Source organism: Mycolicibacter heraklionensis, assembly GCF_019645815.1.
GTDB lineage: Bacteria > Actinomycetota > Actinomycetes > Mycobacteriales > Mycobacteriaceae > Mycobacterium > Mycobacterium heraklionense.
Genome location: NZ_CP080997.1, coordinates 3127807 through 3143697 on the forward strand (window position 1 = coordinate 3127807; position 15891 = coordinate 3143697).

At 68.6% G+C, this 15891-nt stretch carries 17 protein-coding genes; 5 read left to right on the plus strand and 12 right to left on the minus strand.

The window, feature by feature from the left end:
- Window positions 1-10: 10 nt before the first annotated feature.
- From K3U94_RS14745 to K3U94_RS14780, 8 genes are all read right to left on the minus strand, one after another.
- Window positions 11-595: a DUF1707 SHOCT-like domain-containing protein gene (locus K3U94_RS14745; protein WP_047318582.1), complete on the minus strand. Its 585-nt coding sequence runs from the start codon at window positions 593-595 to the stop codon at window positions 11-13.
- 19 nt (window positions 596-614) lie between these two features.
- Window positions 615-2435, minus strand: a complete 1821-nt coding sequence (locus K3U94_RS14750) for a penicillin-binding transpeptidase domain-containing protein (RefSeq protein ID WP_220694188.1) — start codon at window positions 2433-2435, stop codon at window positions 615-617.
- Between the two features lie 93 nt (window positions 2436-2528).
- Window positions 2529-3380, minus strand: a complete 852-nt coding sequence (locus K3U94_RS14755; RefSeq protein ID WP_220694189.1) for a GNAT family N-acetyltransferase — start codon at window positions 3378-3380, stop codon at window positions 2529-2531.
- 6 nt (window positions 3381-3386) lie between these two features.
- Window positions 3387-4538, minus strand: a complete 1152-nt coding sequence (gene ispG / locus K3U94_RS14760; protein WP_220694190.1) for a flavodoxin-dependent (E)-4-hydroxy-3-methylbut-2-enyl-diphosphate synthase — start codon at window positions 4536-4538, stop codon at window positions 3387-3389.
- Between the two features lie 13 nt (window positions 4539-4551).
- Window positions 4552-5769: a M50 family metallopeptidase gene (locus tag K3U94_RS14765; RefSeq protein WP_220694191.1), complete on the minus strand. Its 1218-nt coding sequence runs from the start codon at window positions 5767-5769 to the stop codon at window positions 4552-4554.
- Complete coding sequence (gene dxr / locus K3U94_RS14770) at window positions 5766-6941, minus strand: 1-deoxy-D-xylulose-5-phosphate reductoisomerase (RefSeq protein ID WP_220694192.1); 1176 nt, start codon at window positions 6939-6941, stop codon at window positions 5766-5768. Before dxr ends, K3U94_RS14765 begins: the two co-directional genes overlap by 4 nt.
- A 4-nt stretch (window positions 6942-6945) precedes the next feature.
- Window positions 6946-7341, minus strand: a complete 396-nt coding sequence (locus K3U94_RS14775) for a VOC family protein (RefSeq protein ID WP_047318587.1) — start codon at window positions 7339-7341, stop codon at window positions 6946-6948.
- Window positions 7295-8134, minus strand: a complete 840-nt coding sequence (locus K3U94_RS14780) for a helix-turn-helix domain-containing protein (RefSeq protein WP_220696813.1) — start codon at window positions 8132-8134, stop codon at window positions 7295-7297. The genes K3U94_RS14775 and K3U94_RS14780 overlap by 47 nt, the downstream gene beginning before the upstream one ends.
- A 163-nt stretch (window positions 8135-8297) precedes the next feature.
- Here K3U94_RS14780 and K3U94_RS14785 point away from each other — a divergent pair, with 163 nt between their 5' ends.
- Window positions 8298-8552 (plus strand): DUF2631 domain-containing protein, encoded by a 255-nt coding sequence (locus tag K3U94_RS14785; protein ID WP_047318588.1) that lies wholly within the window; start codon window positions 8298-8300, stop codon window positions 8550-8552.
- An 82-nt stretch (window positions 8553-8634) separates the two neighbouring features.
- Here K3U94_RS14785 and rlmN read toward each other — a convergent pair whose 3' ends face one another.
- From rlmN to pyrH, 4 genes are read right to left on the minus strand one after another with little or no spacing between them, the layout of a single operon-like run.
- The gene (gene rlmN, locus K3U94_RS14790; protein ID WP_220694193.1) at window positions 8635-9729 is read right to left on the minus strand and encodes a dual-specificity RNA methyltransferase RlmN; all 1095 of its coding nucleotides are present in this window, start codon (window positions 9727-9729) and stop codon (window positions 8635-8637) included.
- A gap of 24 nt (window positions 9730-9753) precedes the next feature.
- Entirely contained in the window at window positions 9754-10620 is an 867-nt protein-coding gene (locus K3U94_RS14795; RefSeq protein ID WP_047318590.1) for a phosphatidate cytidylyltransferase, read from the minus strand.
- A 22-nt stretch (window positions 10621-10642) separates the two neighbouring features.
- Window positions 10643-11200, minus strand: a complete 558-nt coding sequence (gene frr, locus K3U94_RS14800) for a ribosome recycling factor (protein WP_047318591.1) — start codon at window positions 11198-11200, stop codon at window positions 10643-10645.
- A gap of 43 nt (window positions 11201-11243) precedes the next feature.
- Window positions 11244-11993 (minus strand): UMP kinase, encoded by a 750-nt coding sequence (pyrH, locus tag K3U94_RS14805; RefSeq protein WP_047318592.1) that lies wholly within the window; start codon window positions 11991-11993, stop codon window positions 11244-11246.
- 165 nt (window positions 11994-12158) lie between these two features.
- On the opposite strand from pyrH, the gene K3U94_RS14810 reads away from it, so the two are divergent.
- The 4 genes from K3U94_RS14810 to K3U94_RS14825 are packed head-to-tail and all read left to right on the plus strand — an operon-like array spanning window position 12159 to window position 15887.
- A complete protein-coding gene (locus tag K3U94_RS14810) occupies window positions 12159-12500 on the plus strand; it encodes an ArsR/SmtB family transcription factor (RefSeq protein ID WP_230987136.1) in 342 nt (113 codons plus the stop codon).
- The gene (locus K3U94_RS14815; protein ID WP_220694195.1) at window positions 12497-12976 is read left to right on the plus strand and encodes an NADH-quinone oxidoreductase subunit B family protein; all 480 of its coding nucleotides are present in this window, start codon (window positions 12497-12499) and stop codon (window positions 12974-12976) included. The genes K3U94_RS14810 and K3U94_RS14815 overlap by 4 nt, the downstream gene beginning before the upstream one ends.
- Window positions 12973-14928 carry a proton-conducting transporter transmembrane domain-containing protein gene (locus tag K3U94_RS14820; RefSeq protein ID WP_220694196.1) on the plus strand — a complete coding sequence of 652 codons (1956 nt, stop codon included), beginning with the start codon at window positions 12973-12975 and terminating at the stop codon, window positions 14926-14928. The genes K3U94_RS14815 and K3U94_RS14820 overlap by 4 nt, the downstream gene beginning before the upstream one ends.
- A gap of 5 nt (window positions 14929-14933) precedes the next feature.
- On the plus strand, window positions 14934-15887 hold the full coding sequence (locus K3U94_RS14825; protein WP_220696814.1) for a respiratory chain complex I subunit 1 family protein: 954 nt from the start codon (window positions 14934-14936) through the stop codon (window positions 15885-15887).
- The last annotated feature ends 4 nt before the right edge of the window (window positions 15888-15891 follow it).

The window sequence follows — 15891 nt, forward strand, 5'->3', positions numbered from 1 at the left end:
ACGGAGCTGGTCAGCGCCGCCAGCGGAGCTTGCGCCGTGGGCCCCTGATGTCCACCGAGCCGCACACCACCCGCCCGGTCAACACCAGGTGCGGGGCTCCTTCGGCGGGCGGGTCGGGGCGACGGTCCCGGGCGCTGCCGCCGTAGACCTCGACGTCGTCGATCGAGGCACTGGCGCCGTCGGGCAGGCGGATGTCGACCGAGCCGAATCGCATGTCGAGCTCGATGACGACGACCGGCCCGGCGAACCGCGCCTTGGTGAGGTCGAGGTCAACCGAGCCCAGGCGCCGCACCAATGCCAGCCGGGTCGGCACGATCCATTCCCCGTGCCGCTTGAGCGAGCCGGCCCAGCCACGCAGCTCGACGCGGTCGGCCGCCGAGGTGACGATGGCGCGCGGTCCGGGCAGGTCACCGATCAGGGTGTCGAGGTCCGAGCGCATCCGCGCCTGCGACACCTGCGCCGCGCGCTCCTCGAACTCCCCGATGTCGATCAACCCGAGGGAGACGGCATTGTGCAGGCGCCGCAGGGTGCCGTTGCGGTCCGCATCCGAGATACGCAAGGCCACGTCGGCCATGTCGTCGCTGAGACCCGTCATGGCTTCTCAATTTACGCCGCTACAGCAGGAAGTTGTCCGGCAGCGAGTCGAACATCACCTTGGTCATCCGAACCGCGTACTGCGAGCTGCCGCCACCGACGATCAGCGACGCGAAGGCCATGTCGCCCCGATATCCGGCGAACCAGGAGTGCGAACCACCGGCGAATTCGGCCTCTCCGGTCTTGCCGTAGACCGGGCCGCAGCCGGCGATGTCGCGTGCGGTCCCGTCGGTCACCACCAGCCGCATCATCTCGCGCAGTCCGTCGAGCATCTCCGCGCTCACCGGGGCAGCGGCGGGACCGTTGACCGCGGTCGGTCGGCCCTCGATCAGTCGGGGTACCGGTGTCCGGCCCGCGGCCACCGTCGCCGCAGCCAGGGCGACGCCGAATGGGCTGGCCAGCACCTTGCCCTGTCCGAATCCGTCCTCGGTGCGTTCGGCCAGGTCGACGGTCGGCGGAACCGAGCCGGTGACCGTGGTGATCCCGTCCACCAGGTAGTCCACCCCGATTCCGTAGCGACTGGCCGCCTGCGACAGCGCCCGCGGCGGCATCCGGCTGGCCAACTCGGCAAAGGTGGTGTTACACGAGTTTGCGAAGGCCCGCGACATCGACACCAGGCCCAGGTCGAACCCACCGTAGTTGGGGATGGTGCGCTGGCCGATGTCGAGTTCGCCGGGACAGCCCACCATGGAGTTCGGCGTCGCCATGTCCCGTTCGATCGCCGCGCCCGCGGTGACCATCTTGAACGTCGACCCGGGGGGGTACAGACCGCTGGTCGCGACCAGGCCGTCGGCATCAGCCGCTGCGTTCTGCGCAACGGCGAGCAGTTCTCCGGTCGATGGCTTGATCACCACCATCATCGCCTTGTCACCACGGGTGTTGACCGCGTTCTGGGCGGCGCGCTGCACCGCTCGGTCCAAGCTGATCGTCAGCGAAGGTGCCGGTGCGGGATCGACCTCGTGCAGTACCGCGACGTCGACGCCGTTCTGGTTCACGCTGACCACCCGCCAGCCCGCAGCACCTTCGAGTTGGGTCCCGACGGCCTTTTTGACCTCGCTGATGAGCATCGGCGCGAAGTGGTCATCGGTGGGCAGCAGATCGGGGCGCGGAGTGACCACGACTCCCGGAAGGGCGCCGATGGCGGCTTCGACACGGTCGTGGTCGGCCTTGCGCAGCGTGATCAGGTCGAGCGGAGACCTCAAGGAGCTGGCCTGCTCGGCCAGTCGCTGCGGGTCGCCCAGCGCGTCGTCGAAGGGCCGCAAGGTGTCGACCACCGCACGGGCGGTGCGCATCAGGTTTCGTCCGGCCCGGCTGGCGTCCAACTCGTAGTGGTACACGTAGCCCGGCACCAGCACGTCGGTGCCACCCACCTCGTTGACCGCCGCGCGGCGCGGGGGGTCGGCCCGCAGCGCGAAGGTCTGGTGCTCGCCGAGCTTGGGGTGCAGGCCGGTGGCCGTCCAGCGAACCGTCCAGTGGCCTTCGTTGCGGACCATCTTGAGCTGGCCGTCGTAGGCCCAAGTCCGGTTCTTCGGCAGCTTCCAGGTGTAGCGGTAGGCCACGCTGCCGGTGTCGTCGTTGTAGCGCGAGCTGAGCACCTGCGCATCCAGGTGTTCGGCCTGCAGGCCCGCCCACGCGGCGTTGAGTGCGCTGCGTGCCGCAGACGGGTCGTCGCTGAGCTCGGCGGCGGTCGCGGTGTCGCCGGTGGCCAGGGCGGCGAAGAAGCGTTCGGCGACCGGCCCTGGGCCGTCGGGGCGCGGCGTGCAGGCCGCCAGGCCGGCTGCGGTGAGCAGCGCGGTGACCAGGCCCGTGACGCGTGTGACTAATGAGCTTGCAGTTGTCATTGGGGCTGATGTTAAAGACTGCAACAGTCACGAGCGTGGAGGCGCACCGAGATCACTTCGTGTCCCGGCCGAGATGTCGGCGGCCGAGCCGGGTCAGTCGAGCAGCACCGTCGCGAAAGTGCCGACTTGGGTGAACCCCACCCGCTCGTAGGTGGACCGCGCCACCTCGTTGAAGTCGTTGACGTACAGGCTGGCGATGCGTCCGGTGCCGACGATCACCGCGGCCAGCATCGCGGTGCCGCCGGCGCCCAGCCCGCGGCCGCGCCGTTCCGGGTGCACCCACACGCCCTGGATCTGCCCGACCGTCGGCGACTGCGAACCCACCTCGGCCTTGAACACCACCTCGCCGCGCTCGAAGCGCGCCCAGGCCCGCCCCGACGCGATCAGGTTGGCCACCCGCCGGCGGTAGGCGCGGCCGCCGTCACCGGCCCGCGGGTCCACCCCGACCTCACCGATGAACATGTCGACGGCGGCCACCAGGTATGCGTCGAGCTCGTCGGGACGCACCTGGCGCACTTCGGCATCCATCGGGCACGCGGGCATGGTGTGCAGTGCCATCAACGGTTGGCTCTCGCGCACGTCGCGGGCCGGGCCCCAGGAATCGGCGAGGCGCTGCCACATCGGCAGCACCAGTTCGGCCCGGCCCACCAACGACGAACAGCGCCGGATCGCACCCACCGCCTTGTCCGCGAACGCGGTGAGGTCAGCCGGGGCGCCGCGCAGCGGGATCAGGTTCGCGCCTGCGTAGCACAAGGATTCGTCCACACCGCCGCGCGTCCACAACTCCCCGCCGATCGACCGGGGATCGACACCGTGATCGGCGACGCGGGCCGCGACCATGCAGGAGCCGATCGGATCCTCCTCCAGCACCCGCCAGACCGCCGCGGCGTCCCGCGCCACAGAAACCCGTCGCTGGTCGAGACGGAAATCGGGTGGAGCCGACATGGTGACTCAGCTTACGGCGACGGTGGGCGAGCCGCCGGGAGATCCGTCACCCATCTGCTCCGCCAGGCGCAGAGCCTCCTCGATGAGGGTCTCCACGATCTGCGCCTCGGGAACGGTCTTGATCACCTCGCCCTTGACGAAGATCTGACCCTTGCCGTTGCCGGACGCCACACCCAGATCAGCCTCGCGGGCCTCACCGGGACCGTTGACCACACAACCCATCACCGCGACCCGCAGCGGGACGTCGATCCCCTCCAGCCCGGCGGTGACCTCGTTGGCCAGCCGATACACGTCCACCTGAGCCCGCCCGCACGACGGACACGACACGATCTCCAGACCCCGCGGCCGCAGGTTGAGCGACTCCAGGATCTGGTTGCCGACCTTGACCTCTTCGACCGGCGGCGCCGACAGCGACACCCGGATGGTGTCGCCGATGCCGCGGGACAGCAGCGCGCCGAACGCCACGGCGGACTTGATGGTGCCCTGGAAGGCCGGGCCGGCCTCGGTGACGCCCAGGTGCAGCGGGTAGTCGCAACGCTCGGCCAGCTGTTGATAGGCCGCCACCATCACGACCGGGTCGTTGTGCTTGACACTGATCTTGAGATCGCCGAAGCCGTGCTCCTCGAACAACGAGGCTTCCCACAGCGCGGACTCCACCAGCGCTTCGGGGGTGGCCTTGCCGTACTTGGCCAAGAACCGCTGGTCCAACGAACCGGCGTTGACGCCGATCCGGATCGGGATGCCGGCTGCGCCGGCCGCCTTGGCCACCTCGCCGACTCGGCCGTCGAACTCCTTGATGTTGCCCGGGTTCACCCGGACCGCGGCACAGCCGGCGTCGATCGCGGCGAAGATGTACTTGGGCTGGAAGTGGATGTCGGCGATCACCGGGATCTGGCTGTGCCGGGCGATCTCGGCGAGCGCGTCGGCGTCCTCCTGCCGGGGGCAGGCCACCCGCACGATGTCACAGCCCGAGGCGGTCAGCGCCGCGATCTGTTGCAATGTCGCGTTGACGTCATGGGTCTTGGTGGTGCACATCGACTGCACCGCGATCGGATAGTCGCTGCCCACCCCGACCCCGCCGACCATCAGCTGGCGGGTCTTGCGACGCGGCGCCAGCGTCGGCGGAGGGGCGGTCGGCATTCCTAGGCCGACGCTCATGAGGGGTCTCCTATCAAAACAGCCTGATCGGATTGACCAAGTCGGCGGTCACGGTGAGCAGCATGTAGCCGACCACCACCACCAAGACTACGTAGGTGGCCGGCATCAGCTTGAGATAGTTCACCGGTGCCGCGGCGACCTTCCCGCGGGCCGACCGGACCATGTTGCGGAGCTTCTCGTAGAGCGCGATCGCGATGTGCCCACCGTCGAACGGCAGCAGTGGCACCAGGTTCAGCACACCCAGAATGAAGTTCAGCTGAGCCAGGAAGAACCAGAACGCCACCCACAGGCCGTGGTCGACGGTGTCGCCGCCGATGATCGACGCGCCCACCACACTGATCGGGGTCTCCGGGTCACGCTCCCCGTGCGGGTTGCCGATGGCGTGCACCAGCGCACCGACCTTGGAGGGGATGTTGGCCAGCGACTTACCCAGCAGCACCGACAGGTCTCCGCTGAAGGAGAAGGTGGCCGGCACCGCGGTGACCGGGTTGTACTTGGTCGGGCCGAACTGGGCGGCGCCCACCCCGATGGCGCCGACGGTGCTGGGGACGGCCTCGCGGTCGGGGCCGTCGGCGATCCAGCGCTGGGTGGGCGTCACGTCGACGTATTTGGTGAGTGTGCTGCCGTCGCGTTCGACGACGATCGGGGTCCGGCCGTGCTGTTTGCGTACCGCGGCGGCCATCTCCTCGAAGGTCGTCACCGGCGTGTCGCCGACCTTCACCACCACGTCACCCGATTCGATGCCGGCAAGCGCAGCCGGGCCGGGGCCCGAGCAGCTGCCCAGTTCGCCCTTGACGACTTCGGGTGCCACACAAGCTGTTTCGCCGATGACCGCGGTGGTGGGCGCGTGCAGGTTGGGCAGGCCCCAGATCACCGCGATCGAGTAGACCAGCACCAGACCGATGACGAAGTTCATGGCGGGGCCGGCGGCCAGCACGGCCACCCGCTTCCAGGTCTTCTGCTTGTACATGGCGCGGTCGACCTCGTCGGGCTCCAATTCCTCCACCGCGGTCATGCCCGCGATGTCACAGAAGCCGCCGGCCGGGATCGCTTTGAGGCCGTATTCGGTCTCGCCGCGTCGCGTCGACCACAACGTCGTTCCGAAGCCGACGAAGTAGCGCCGCACCTTCATACCGGTGGCGCGCGCCACCCACATGTGACCGCACTCATGCAGCGCCACCGAAACCAGGATGGCCAGCGCGAACAGCGCGATGCCGACCGCGAACATCATCGGGTGCTTCCGACCTTTCTTGTAGCTGTCGCCTCGACGGCGCGAGCCGCTCGTTCCTTGGCCCAGCGCTGCGCATCGAGTACCTCATCCACGGTAGCGGGTTGCGCGGCCCACTGGTCGGCGGCGCCCAGCACCTCGGCGATGGTGCCCACGATCGCGGGGAAGCTGATCCGCCCGCTGAGGAAGGCTTCGGCGGCCTCCTCGTTGGCGGCGTTGTAGACGGCGGTCATACAGCCGCCGGTCTGACCGGCCTGGCGAGCCAGCTGCACCGCCGGGAATACGGCGTCGTCCAGCGGCTCGAACTCCCAGGTAGAGGCGCATGTGAAGTCGCAGGCCGCGGCCGCCCCGGGCACCCGAGCCGGCCAGCCCAGGGCCAGCGCGATCGGCAGGCGCATGTCCGGCGGGCTGGCCTGGGCGATCGTCGAGCCGTCGGTGAAGGTGACCATGGAATGCACGATCGACTGCGGGTGAACGACCACGTCGATTCGCTCGTAGGGAACACCGAACAGCAGGTGGGTTTCGATGAGCTCGAGGCCCTTGTTCACCAGCGAGGCCGAGTTCAGCGTGTTCATCGGGCCCATCGACCAGGTCGGGTGGGCACCGGCCTGTTCGGGCGTGACGCCTTCCAGCTCGGCAGCGCTGAAACCCCGGAACGGCCCACCGGAAGCGGTGAGCACGATCTTGGCGACCTCATCGGGCGTGCCGGAGCGCAAGCACTGGGCGATCGCCGAGTGCTCGGAGTCCACCGGCACGATCTGGCCGGGCTGGGCGGCCTGCAGCACCAGCGGGCCGCCGGCGATCAGCGATTCCTTGTTGGCCAGGGCCAGCCGGGCCCCGGTTTCCAGCGCCGCCAGCGTGGGCCGCAGTCCGAGCGCGCCGACCAAGGCGTTGAGGACCACGTCGGCCTCGGTGTCCTGCACCAAGCGGGTGACGGCCTCAGGTCCGCAGTAGGGGGCATCGAGCGCTTCGCCGACCTGTGCGTCGGCGACGGCGATGTTAGCGACCCCAGTCTCGGCGCGTTGGGCGGCCAGCAGCGCCGCGTTGCCGCCTCCGGCGGCCAGTCCGACGATCTCGAAGCGGTCCGGGTTCGCCGCGACGACCTGCAACGCCTGGGTTCCGATCGAGCCGGTGGAGCCCAACAGCAGAACTTTGATCCGGCGCCCCGTGGTCACCCACCTATTGTGCTCCCGCGTAGTTGCCGAAGCTCCACAGGTTGCCCTCCGGGTCGCGGACGGCGAACTCACGGGCGCCGTAGTCGGTGTCGGTGAGCGGTCGGATCACCTCGGCGTGGCGTTCCACGACCCGCCGGTAGAGGCCGTCGGGGTCGGTGGTGACGACGAAGCCACCCGCGGTGCCGGGTTCCCGGCACCAGTCGCTACCGGGTTTGTAGCTGCCGAGCATGACGCCGCCGACGCCCTCTGGCCAGCGCAGTTCGGCGTGGGCGACGGTCTCGCCGTCATCGCCGTGGCGGGCCGTGACGACGAAACCGAAGGTGTCGACGTAGTAGTCGATGAGTTTGCGCGCGTCATGCGCTTGCAGGGTCAACCAGACGGTCGGATTCGAAGCTGTCATGTCCCCACTGTGAGCGCTGCGCATGGCCGCCGTCTTGAATGTTTTGGAACTCCTCGGCCAGCCAGGCTCCCGGTGAGAGCCCGGCGTACCGAACGAAGTCGCGGGTCAGGTGAGCCTGATCGGCGTATCCGGCAGCAACCGCAATACCCGCCAGGTCGACATGCCGACACCGGCGAGCCTCATCGGCCATTTGGGCGGTCGCGTATTCGAAGCGCATCAGCATGGCCACCGCCTTCGGAGTGCGGCCGACCTCGCGGCGAAACAGCGTGGTCAGATGGCGTTGGCTCAGTCCCACCTGCTCGGCGATGCGCGCGACGGGAACCCTCCCCCGGCTGCGCTGCAGCAGCTGCCAGGCGTAAGTCACCTCCGGCCGCACGCTGTTGTCGCGGCGACGCTGTTCGGCCACCAGGTACGCCGACACCAGCGCGAACGCGTCCGGCCAGGATCGTGCGGCGGCGAGCTGCTCATGCAGGCGCACCGCCCGGCCACCCAACATCGGTGCCGCGTCGAAGTCGGTTACGCTCAGCTCGGCGGCCGGCACACCGAACAGTGCGCGCGAGGCCATCGGATGCACCGCCAGTTGAACGCCGGATTGACCGCGACGCTGTCGCACATGGCTGGCGTGTTCGTGCAATCCACCCAGGATGATCGGGGTCGGCCGGGCCGCCATCAGCGCGTCGGCCCGATCGGCCGCCTCGACCCCCTCGTCGAGGCTGACGATGAAGGTCACCGTCGACGACGGCATCCCCCGGTGAACGCGGTCGGGGACGTCGAGCGCGCGATAGCCCACCATCGACTCCACACCCGGCGCGATGCGGGGTGGGGCCACCGCGAATTCCCAGATCGGCGGCGCTTCTGCGACGTGCAGGGCCATGACGTCCACGGTAGGTGGCTGCGTTGCGATATGTCAGAATGTCGCGCAGGAGTAGTTGCACGGGCGAACTGAAGGAGTCGAAGTGGCCAGTACCGAGGTGGAGCGCCACAACGGAGTTGACCCTGTCGAGGTGCCGTCTGCAGCGTGGGGTTGGAGCGCGATCAACTACCGCACCTGGCACATCGTCGGTTTCGGCATCGTCGGTTTCTTACTGCTCATGCTGCGTGGCAACCACATCGGCCACGTCGAGGACTACTTCCTGCTGGGCTTCGCCGCCCTGACGCTGTTCGTCGTGGTGCGCGACATCATCGGCCGCAACCGCGGCTGGCTGCGCTAAGCGCACCGCACTTTCCGCGAGATCGGGCTGACGCAGCGGTCTACTCGACCTTTTTCTGCGTGGTTCCGATCTCGCGACGGATTCACTGGTTTTCGGCGGCCAATTGCCCACACGCCGCGGCGATTTCGCGGCCGCGGGTGTCGCGGACCGTGCATTCCACGCCTTGCGCCCGGACGCGCCGGACGAACTCCCGCTCCACCGGCTTGGGGCTGGCATCCCACTCGCTGCCCGGCGTGGGATTGAGCGGAATCAGGTTGACGTGCACCAACGGTCCCAGCGCCCGGTGCAGCTTTTTGCCCAATAGGTCTGCCCGCCACGGCTGGTCGTTGACGTCGCGGATCAGCGCGTATTCCACGGACACCCGCCGGCCGGTCACGTCCGCGTAGTAACGCGCGGCGTCGAGGGCTTCGGAGACCTTCCACCGGTTGTTGACCGGAACAAGCGTGTCGCGCAACTCGTCGTCGGGAGTGTGCAGCGACAGCGCGAGCGTCACCCCGAGGCGCTCGTCGGCGAGCTTGCGGATCGCCGGGGCCAGTCCCACCGTGGAGACCGTCACCGACCGCGCTGAGATGCCGAAGCCGTTGGGTGCCGGCTCGATGATGCGCCGTACCGCGGCCACCACCCGGGCGTAGTTGGCCAGCGGCTCTCCCATCCCCATGAACACGATGTTGGAGAGTCTGCCGTGGTCTCTGTCGCGGAGTTCGACGGACGCCGCCCGCACCTGTTCGAGAATCTCGGCGGTGGAGAGGTTTCGGGTGAGGCCGGCCTGGCCGGTCGCACAGAATGGGCACGCCATGCCGCACCCGGCCTGCGAGGAGATGCAGACGGTGTTGCGGCGGGGATAGCGCATCAGCACCGACTCGAACTTGGTGTGATCGTGCGCCCGCCACAACGTTTTACGCGTCTCACCGGCGTCGCACTCGATCTCGCTGGCGGCGGTCAGCAGGGTGGGAAACAGCGCCTCAGCCACCGAGGAGCGCACCGCAGCGGGCAGGTCGGTCATCTGCTGCGGGTCGGCGATCAGCCGGCCGTAGTACTGGTTCGCCAGCTGCTTGGCGCGAAAGGCCGGCAGCCCCAGCTCGGCGACCGCGGCCACCACACCGTCGGCGTCGAGGTCCGCCAGATGCCGCGGCGGAAGTGCCCGCCGCGGTGCGGTGAACACCAGCTGTTGCGTCATGATCGGTTCCAGTATGCCGGTGACTCAGGGCAGCACGGTCAGCACGATCCAGGTCACCACGGCCGACGGAAGCAGCGCGTCGAGCCGGTCCATGATCCCGCCGTGGCCGGGCAGCAGCCGGCCCATGTCCTTGATGCCCAGATCGCGTTTGACCTGGGATTCGATCAGGTCGCCGAAGACCCCGGTGACCACGAGCAGCAGGCCCAGCGGCAGGCCCACCCACCACGGCCGGTCGAGGAACATCGTGACCGCGAACACCGCCGCGGCAACACCGAGCACCAGCGATCCCGCCAGACCCTCCCAGGATTTCTTCGGGCTGATCGCCGGCGCCATCGGATGCTTGCCGAACAGCACGCCCACGGCGTAGCCGCCGATGTCGGAGAAGACCACCGGGAACAGCAGGCACAGCACCCGGCCCGGGCCGTCGTCGCGAAAGACCAGCAGCGCCGCGAAGCTCATGCACAGCGGCACCCAGACCGCGATCAGAATCGTCGCCGACATGTCCCGCAGGTAGTTCACCGGGGCGTTGTGCAGCCCTTGACCGACCAGCCGCCACATCATGACGATCACCACGGTGGCGCCGAAGGCGCCGAGCACTCCCCTCGCGCCGAACAGCAGCGACAGCCACAGCATGGCCTGGCCGCCGAGTGCCAGCGGGATGAACGGCACGTCGTAGCCGACTTCACGCAGCCGCCTGGTGATCTCATGGGTGGCAACCGGAGCGGCCACCGCCAGAATCAGCACCCAGAAGCGCGGCGCGAACAGCAGCGTGTAGACCAGCGTCCCGCCCAGCAGTACACCCACGGCGATGGCCGCGGGGAGATTGCGTCCGGCTCGCGACTGTTTCGGCTGCGAATCCGCGGCGTCTACGCCGGTGTCGTGGTCTGCCACGGGTGTGCCTGCTGGACGGCCGCTAGACCTCCAGCAGCTCGCCTTCTTTGTGCTTGACCAGCTCGTCGATCTGAGTCACGTATTGCTGGGTGGAGCGGTCCAGGTCCTTCTCCGCCCGGCCGACCTCGTCCTCGCCGGCCTCGCCGTCTTTGCGGATGCGGTGCAGCTCTTCCATCGCCTTGCGACGAATGTTGCGCACCGAGACCTTGGCGTCCTCCCCCTTGGCCTTGGCCTGCTTGACCAGCTCCTTGCGCCGTTCCTCGGTCAGCTGCGGCACCGCCACCCGGATCAGCGAACCGTCGTTGCTGGGGTTCAGGCCGAGGTCGGAGTTGCGGATCGCGTTCTCGATGGGGCCCAGCTGCGACGCCTCGTAGGGCTTGATCACCACCAGCCGTGCCTCGGGCACGTTGATACTGCACAACTGGGTGATCGGGGTGATCGACCCGTAGTAGTCGATGACGATCCGCGAGAACATGCCCGGGTTGGCCCGGCCGGTGCGGATGGTCGAGAGGTCGTCACGGGCCACCGACACGGCCTTTTCCATTTTCTCTTCGGCATCGAAGAGAGCCTCGTCGATCATGTGCCCCGCTCCTCGTTATCGCTCCGCTGTGACACCGGCGTCCTCAGCTGGTGACCAGTGTCCCGATCTTCTCACCCGCGACCGCGCGCGCGATATTTCCATCGGTCAACAGGTTGAACACCAGGATCGGCATGCCATTGTCCATGCACAGGCTGAACGCGGTGGCATCGGCCACCTTCAGCCCGCGGTCGATGACCTCGCGATGGGTGATCGAGGTGAGCAGTTCGGCGTCGGGGTGGGTGCGCGGGTCGGCGGTGAACACCCCGTCGACCGCCTTGGCCATCAGCACCACCTGGGCGCCGATCTCCAGCGCCCGTTGGGCCGCGGTGGTGTCGGTGGAGAAGTACGGCAGACCCATGCCGGCGCCGAAGATCACCACCCGGCCCTTCTCCAGGTGCCGCTGGGCCCGCAGCGGGATGTAGGGTTCGGCGACCTGACCCATGGTGATCGCGGTCTGCACCCGGGTGTCGATGCCTTCCTTTTCCAGGAAGTCTTGCAGCGCAAGGCTGTTCATCACGGTGCCGAGCATGCCCATATAGTCGCTGCGCATCCGTTCCATGCCGCGCTGCTGAAGCTGGGCGCCCCGGAAGAAGTTGCCGCCACCGATCACCACCGCGACCTGCACACCGTCGCGGACCACTTCGGCGATCTGGCGGGCCACCTGGGCGACCACATCGGGGTCGAGGCCGACTTGCCCGCCGCCGAACATCTCCCCGCCGAGCTTGAGCAAAACCCGGGAGTAAGGGGGACGGCCGGACGGCCGGCTTTCGTCGGTACTCGTCGGCTCCGTCATCAGGCTCCTCGGGGCTGCGCGGATATGACAGCGCCATCGCGGAAATCGTCCGCGACGGCATTCTCATCCTGCCCTACCGGACCGGTCAAACAGAGCCCGGGGTGGCGACACCGGACGTGACCATCACAACATATGAAGAAATTTTCAATTGTTGCATCCGCTGCTATGGTCTGGGCTGTGCCGAACTCGCTGCATCAGGTGAAAGCCGAGTTCTTCAAGACCCTCGGGCACCCCGCCCGGATCCGGGTCCTCGAATTGCTCGCCGAACGTGACCACACCGTCAGCGAGCTGATCCCGGAGACCGGGCTCGAGGCGTCGAATCTGTCCCAACAGCTGGGTGTCCTGCGCCGCGCAGGCGTGGTGACGGCCGCCAAAGACGGCAACGCGGTGGTCTACTCCATCGCCTCGCCGGTGATCACCGAACTGCTCGCGGTGGCACGCAAAGCGCTGACCGGGATGCTCAACGAGCAAGTTGCCATCCTCGATGACCTGCGGGCGGGGCAATGAGCTGGTTCACGAGAATCCGTGCGCTGGGCCGAATCACCGAACCGGCCGGTGCCCGCCCACCGGCAGCCACCGACCCGCCGGCGGGCGTCGCGGGGTCGTTGCAGATTCGCCATGTCGACGCCGGATCGTGCAACGGTTGCGAGATCGAGATCGCCGGGGCGTTCGGCCCGGTGTACGACGCCGAACGATTCGGCGCCCGGCTCGTCGCCTCGCCGCGTCACGCCGACGCCCTGCTGGTCACCGGGGTGGTCACCCGCAATATGGCCGAGCCGCTGCGCAACACCCTGGAGGCCACCCCGCAGCCCCGAAAGGTCATCGCGTGCGGCGACTGCGCGCTCAATCGCGGGGTGTTCGCGAAGTCGTATGCAACCGTGGGGGCGGTCGGCGAGGTGGTCGAAGTCGATGTCGAAATTCCCGGTTGTCCGCCGACACCCGAGCAGATCCTCGCCGCGCTGCGGTCGGTGACCGGCCGGTGAGCACGCCGGCGGTTTCCTCCCCCGAAACATCGCACCACCGAGCGCTTCCGGCGACCCTCAGCGGTGCCGCCACGGCCGGGATCGGTGCGGCCGGCGTCGGCATCGGCCTGGCCGGCGTGTTCGGCACGGTGCCCGCGATTCGCATCGACTGGCTGGTGCCGCTGCTGGGCGTGCAGCTGCGCATCGATCCGCTCGGCGGATTCTTCATGGCGCTGACCGGTGCGGTGGCCGTGGCCGCCGGCCTGTACTGGATCGGCTACGCACGCCACGAGCGATACGGCGCGGTCCCGCTGCTGACGCTGCCGCTGTTCGTCGCCACGCTGCTGGCGGTCCCCGCGGCAGGCTCGGTGACGACGTTCCTGCTCGCCTGGGAGCTGATGGCGCTGACGTCGCTGGTGTTGGTGCTCACCGATCAACAGCGCAGCGAGGTGCGTTCGGCCGCGCTGATCTACGCGGTGATGACCCAATTGGGCTTCGTGTCGCTGCTGCTGGGACTGGTGGTGCTGGCAGCCCAGGCCGGCGACGACTTCGCCGGTGTCGGTGCGTTGCCCGATCCCGTGCGCAACACCGTATTCGTGTTGACCCTGATCGGTTTCGGCTCCAAAGCCGGTCTGCTTCCGCTACACGCGTGGCTGCCCAGGGCGCACCCGGAGGCGCCCAGCCCGGTCTCGGCGTTGCTCAGCGCCGCCATGGTCAACCTGGGCATCTACGGGATCATCCGCGTCGACGTGCAGCTGCTCGGTCCCGGCCCGCGGTGGTGGGGTCTGACGCTGCTGATCGCCGGTGGCGCGTCGGCGCTGTACGGGGTGCTGCAGGCGTCGGTGGCAACCGACCTCAAACGCCTGCTTGCCTATTCGACGACGGAGAACATCGGGCTGATCACCCTGGCCCTGGGTGCGGCGATGCTGTTGTCGGGCGCGGGATCACGCGATGCCGCAGCCGTTGCCGCGGTGGCGGCGCTGCTGCATCTGCTCGCCCACGGTGCGTTCAAGAGCCTCGGGTTCCTGGCCGCCGGCTCGGTACTGGTCGCCACCGGCTTGCGCGACCTGGATCGGCTCGGCGGGCTGGTCCGCCGAATGCCGGGCACCACAGCGCTGTTCGGAGTGGCCGCGCTCGGCGCCGCCGGCCTGCCGCTGGGCGCGGGTTTCGTCAGCGAATGGCTGCTGATCCAGTCGCTGATGCACGCCCGAGCCGACCACGACCTCACGATCACCCTGGTGACCCCGCTGGCGGTGGGTGCGATCGCACTGACCGCCGGCTTGGGGGTGGCCGCCATGGTCAAAGCGTTCGGAATCGGGTTCCTGGCGCGCCCACGCTCGGACGCCGCGGCGGAGGCCCGGGAAGCGCCCACCACGATGCTCGCCGGGATGACGCTGGCCGCACTCGCCTGTGTGGTGCTGGCCGTCGCACCGGGGACCGTGGGCCCGCTGTTGCACCGGGCGCTCGAGACGCTGCCGGTGTCGGGAGCAGCCCCGGCGCTCGGAACCTACCTGCGCATTCCCGGGCTGGACGCGTCCATGTCCCCGGGCCTACTGGCCGTCGTTCTGGCGGCCGCCGTCGTGGTGGTCCTGATCGGTTCACGCTGGCGGGCGCGTGCGCGCCCGAGCACCGCCACGGTGCCGCTGTGGGCCTGCGGCGCAGACGAACTGAGCGCACGCATGCAATACACCGCGACGTCGTTCGCCCAACCGCTGCAGCAGGTTTTCGACGATGTGCTGCACACCGACGCCGCCGTCGAGGTGACTCGGCAGGCTCCGTCGAGCTATTACGTGGACCGGATCGCCTACCGGGCGCGGGTGGCCGACGTCGTCGAAGACCGTTGGTATGCCCCGCTGCTTCAGGGCGTGGCCGCCGCCGCGCAACTGGTGCGCCGCGCCCACACCGGCAGCGTGCACCTCTACCTGGCCTACGGCGCGGTGGGAGTGCTGATCGCCATGTTGGTGGCGCGATGAACCTGATGGCTTACCTAGCGGGCTTCGTGCAGGTCGCCGGTGTCATCGCCGGCGCCCCACTGGTCATCGGCCTGACGCGTCAGGTCCGGGCCCGCGCCGAGGGCCGCACCGGTGCCGGGATCTGGCAACCATGGCGTGATATCCGCAAACTGCTGGGCAAGCAGAACCTCAAGCCGCTCGGCACCACCTGGGTGTTCGCCGCGGCACCGGCCGCCCTGGCCGCCACCACGCTGGTCATCGTCGCCACCGCTCCCCTGGTGGCGACCGGCTCGCCGCTGGACCCGATCGCCGACCTGATCACGGTCGTGGGCCTGCTGTTCCTGGGCACGGTGGCCCTGACCTTGGCCGGCATCGACACCGCGACGGCCTTCGGTGGCATGGGCGCCAGCCGCGAGATCACCATCGCGGCGCTGGTGGAACCGACCATCCTGGTTGCCGTATTCGGGCTGTCGATCCCGGCGAACTCGGCCAACCTGGGGGCCATCGTCGGCTACACCAGCGAGCATCCCGGTCAGGTGATCTCACTGGCGAGCGCGCTGGCATTCGTCGCGCTGGTCATCGTGATCGTCGCCGAGACCGGCCGACTACCGGTGGACAACCCGTCCACCCATCTGGAGCTGACCATGGTGCACGAGGCCATGGTGCTCGAATATGCCGGCCCCAAGCTGGCCATGGTCGAGTGGGCCAGCGGCATGCGGCTGACCGTGCTGCTGGCGCTGCTGGCCAATCTGTTCTTTCCCTGGGGCATCGCGGGCGCGGACCCCAGTGCGCTCGACGTGATCGTCGGCGCCGGCGCGATCGCGCTCAAAGTGGCCGTGCTGGCCGCAGTCATGGCCGCCGTGGAGGTATTCCTCGCCAAGCTGCGACTGTTTCGGGTGCCCGAATTACTCGCCGGGTCCTTCGTGCTGGCGTTGCTGGCCGTGACGGCGGCGAACTTCTTCACAGGAGCGGGTGGGTGAACTA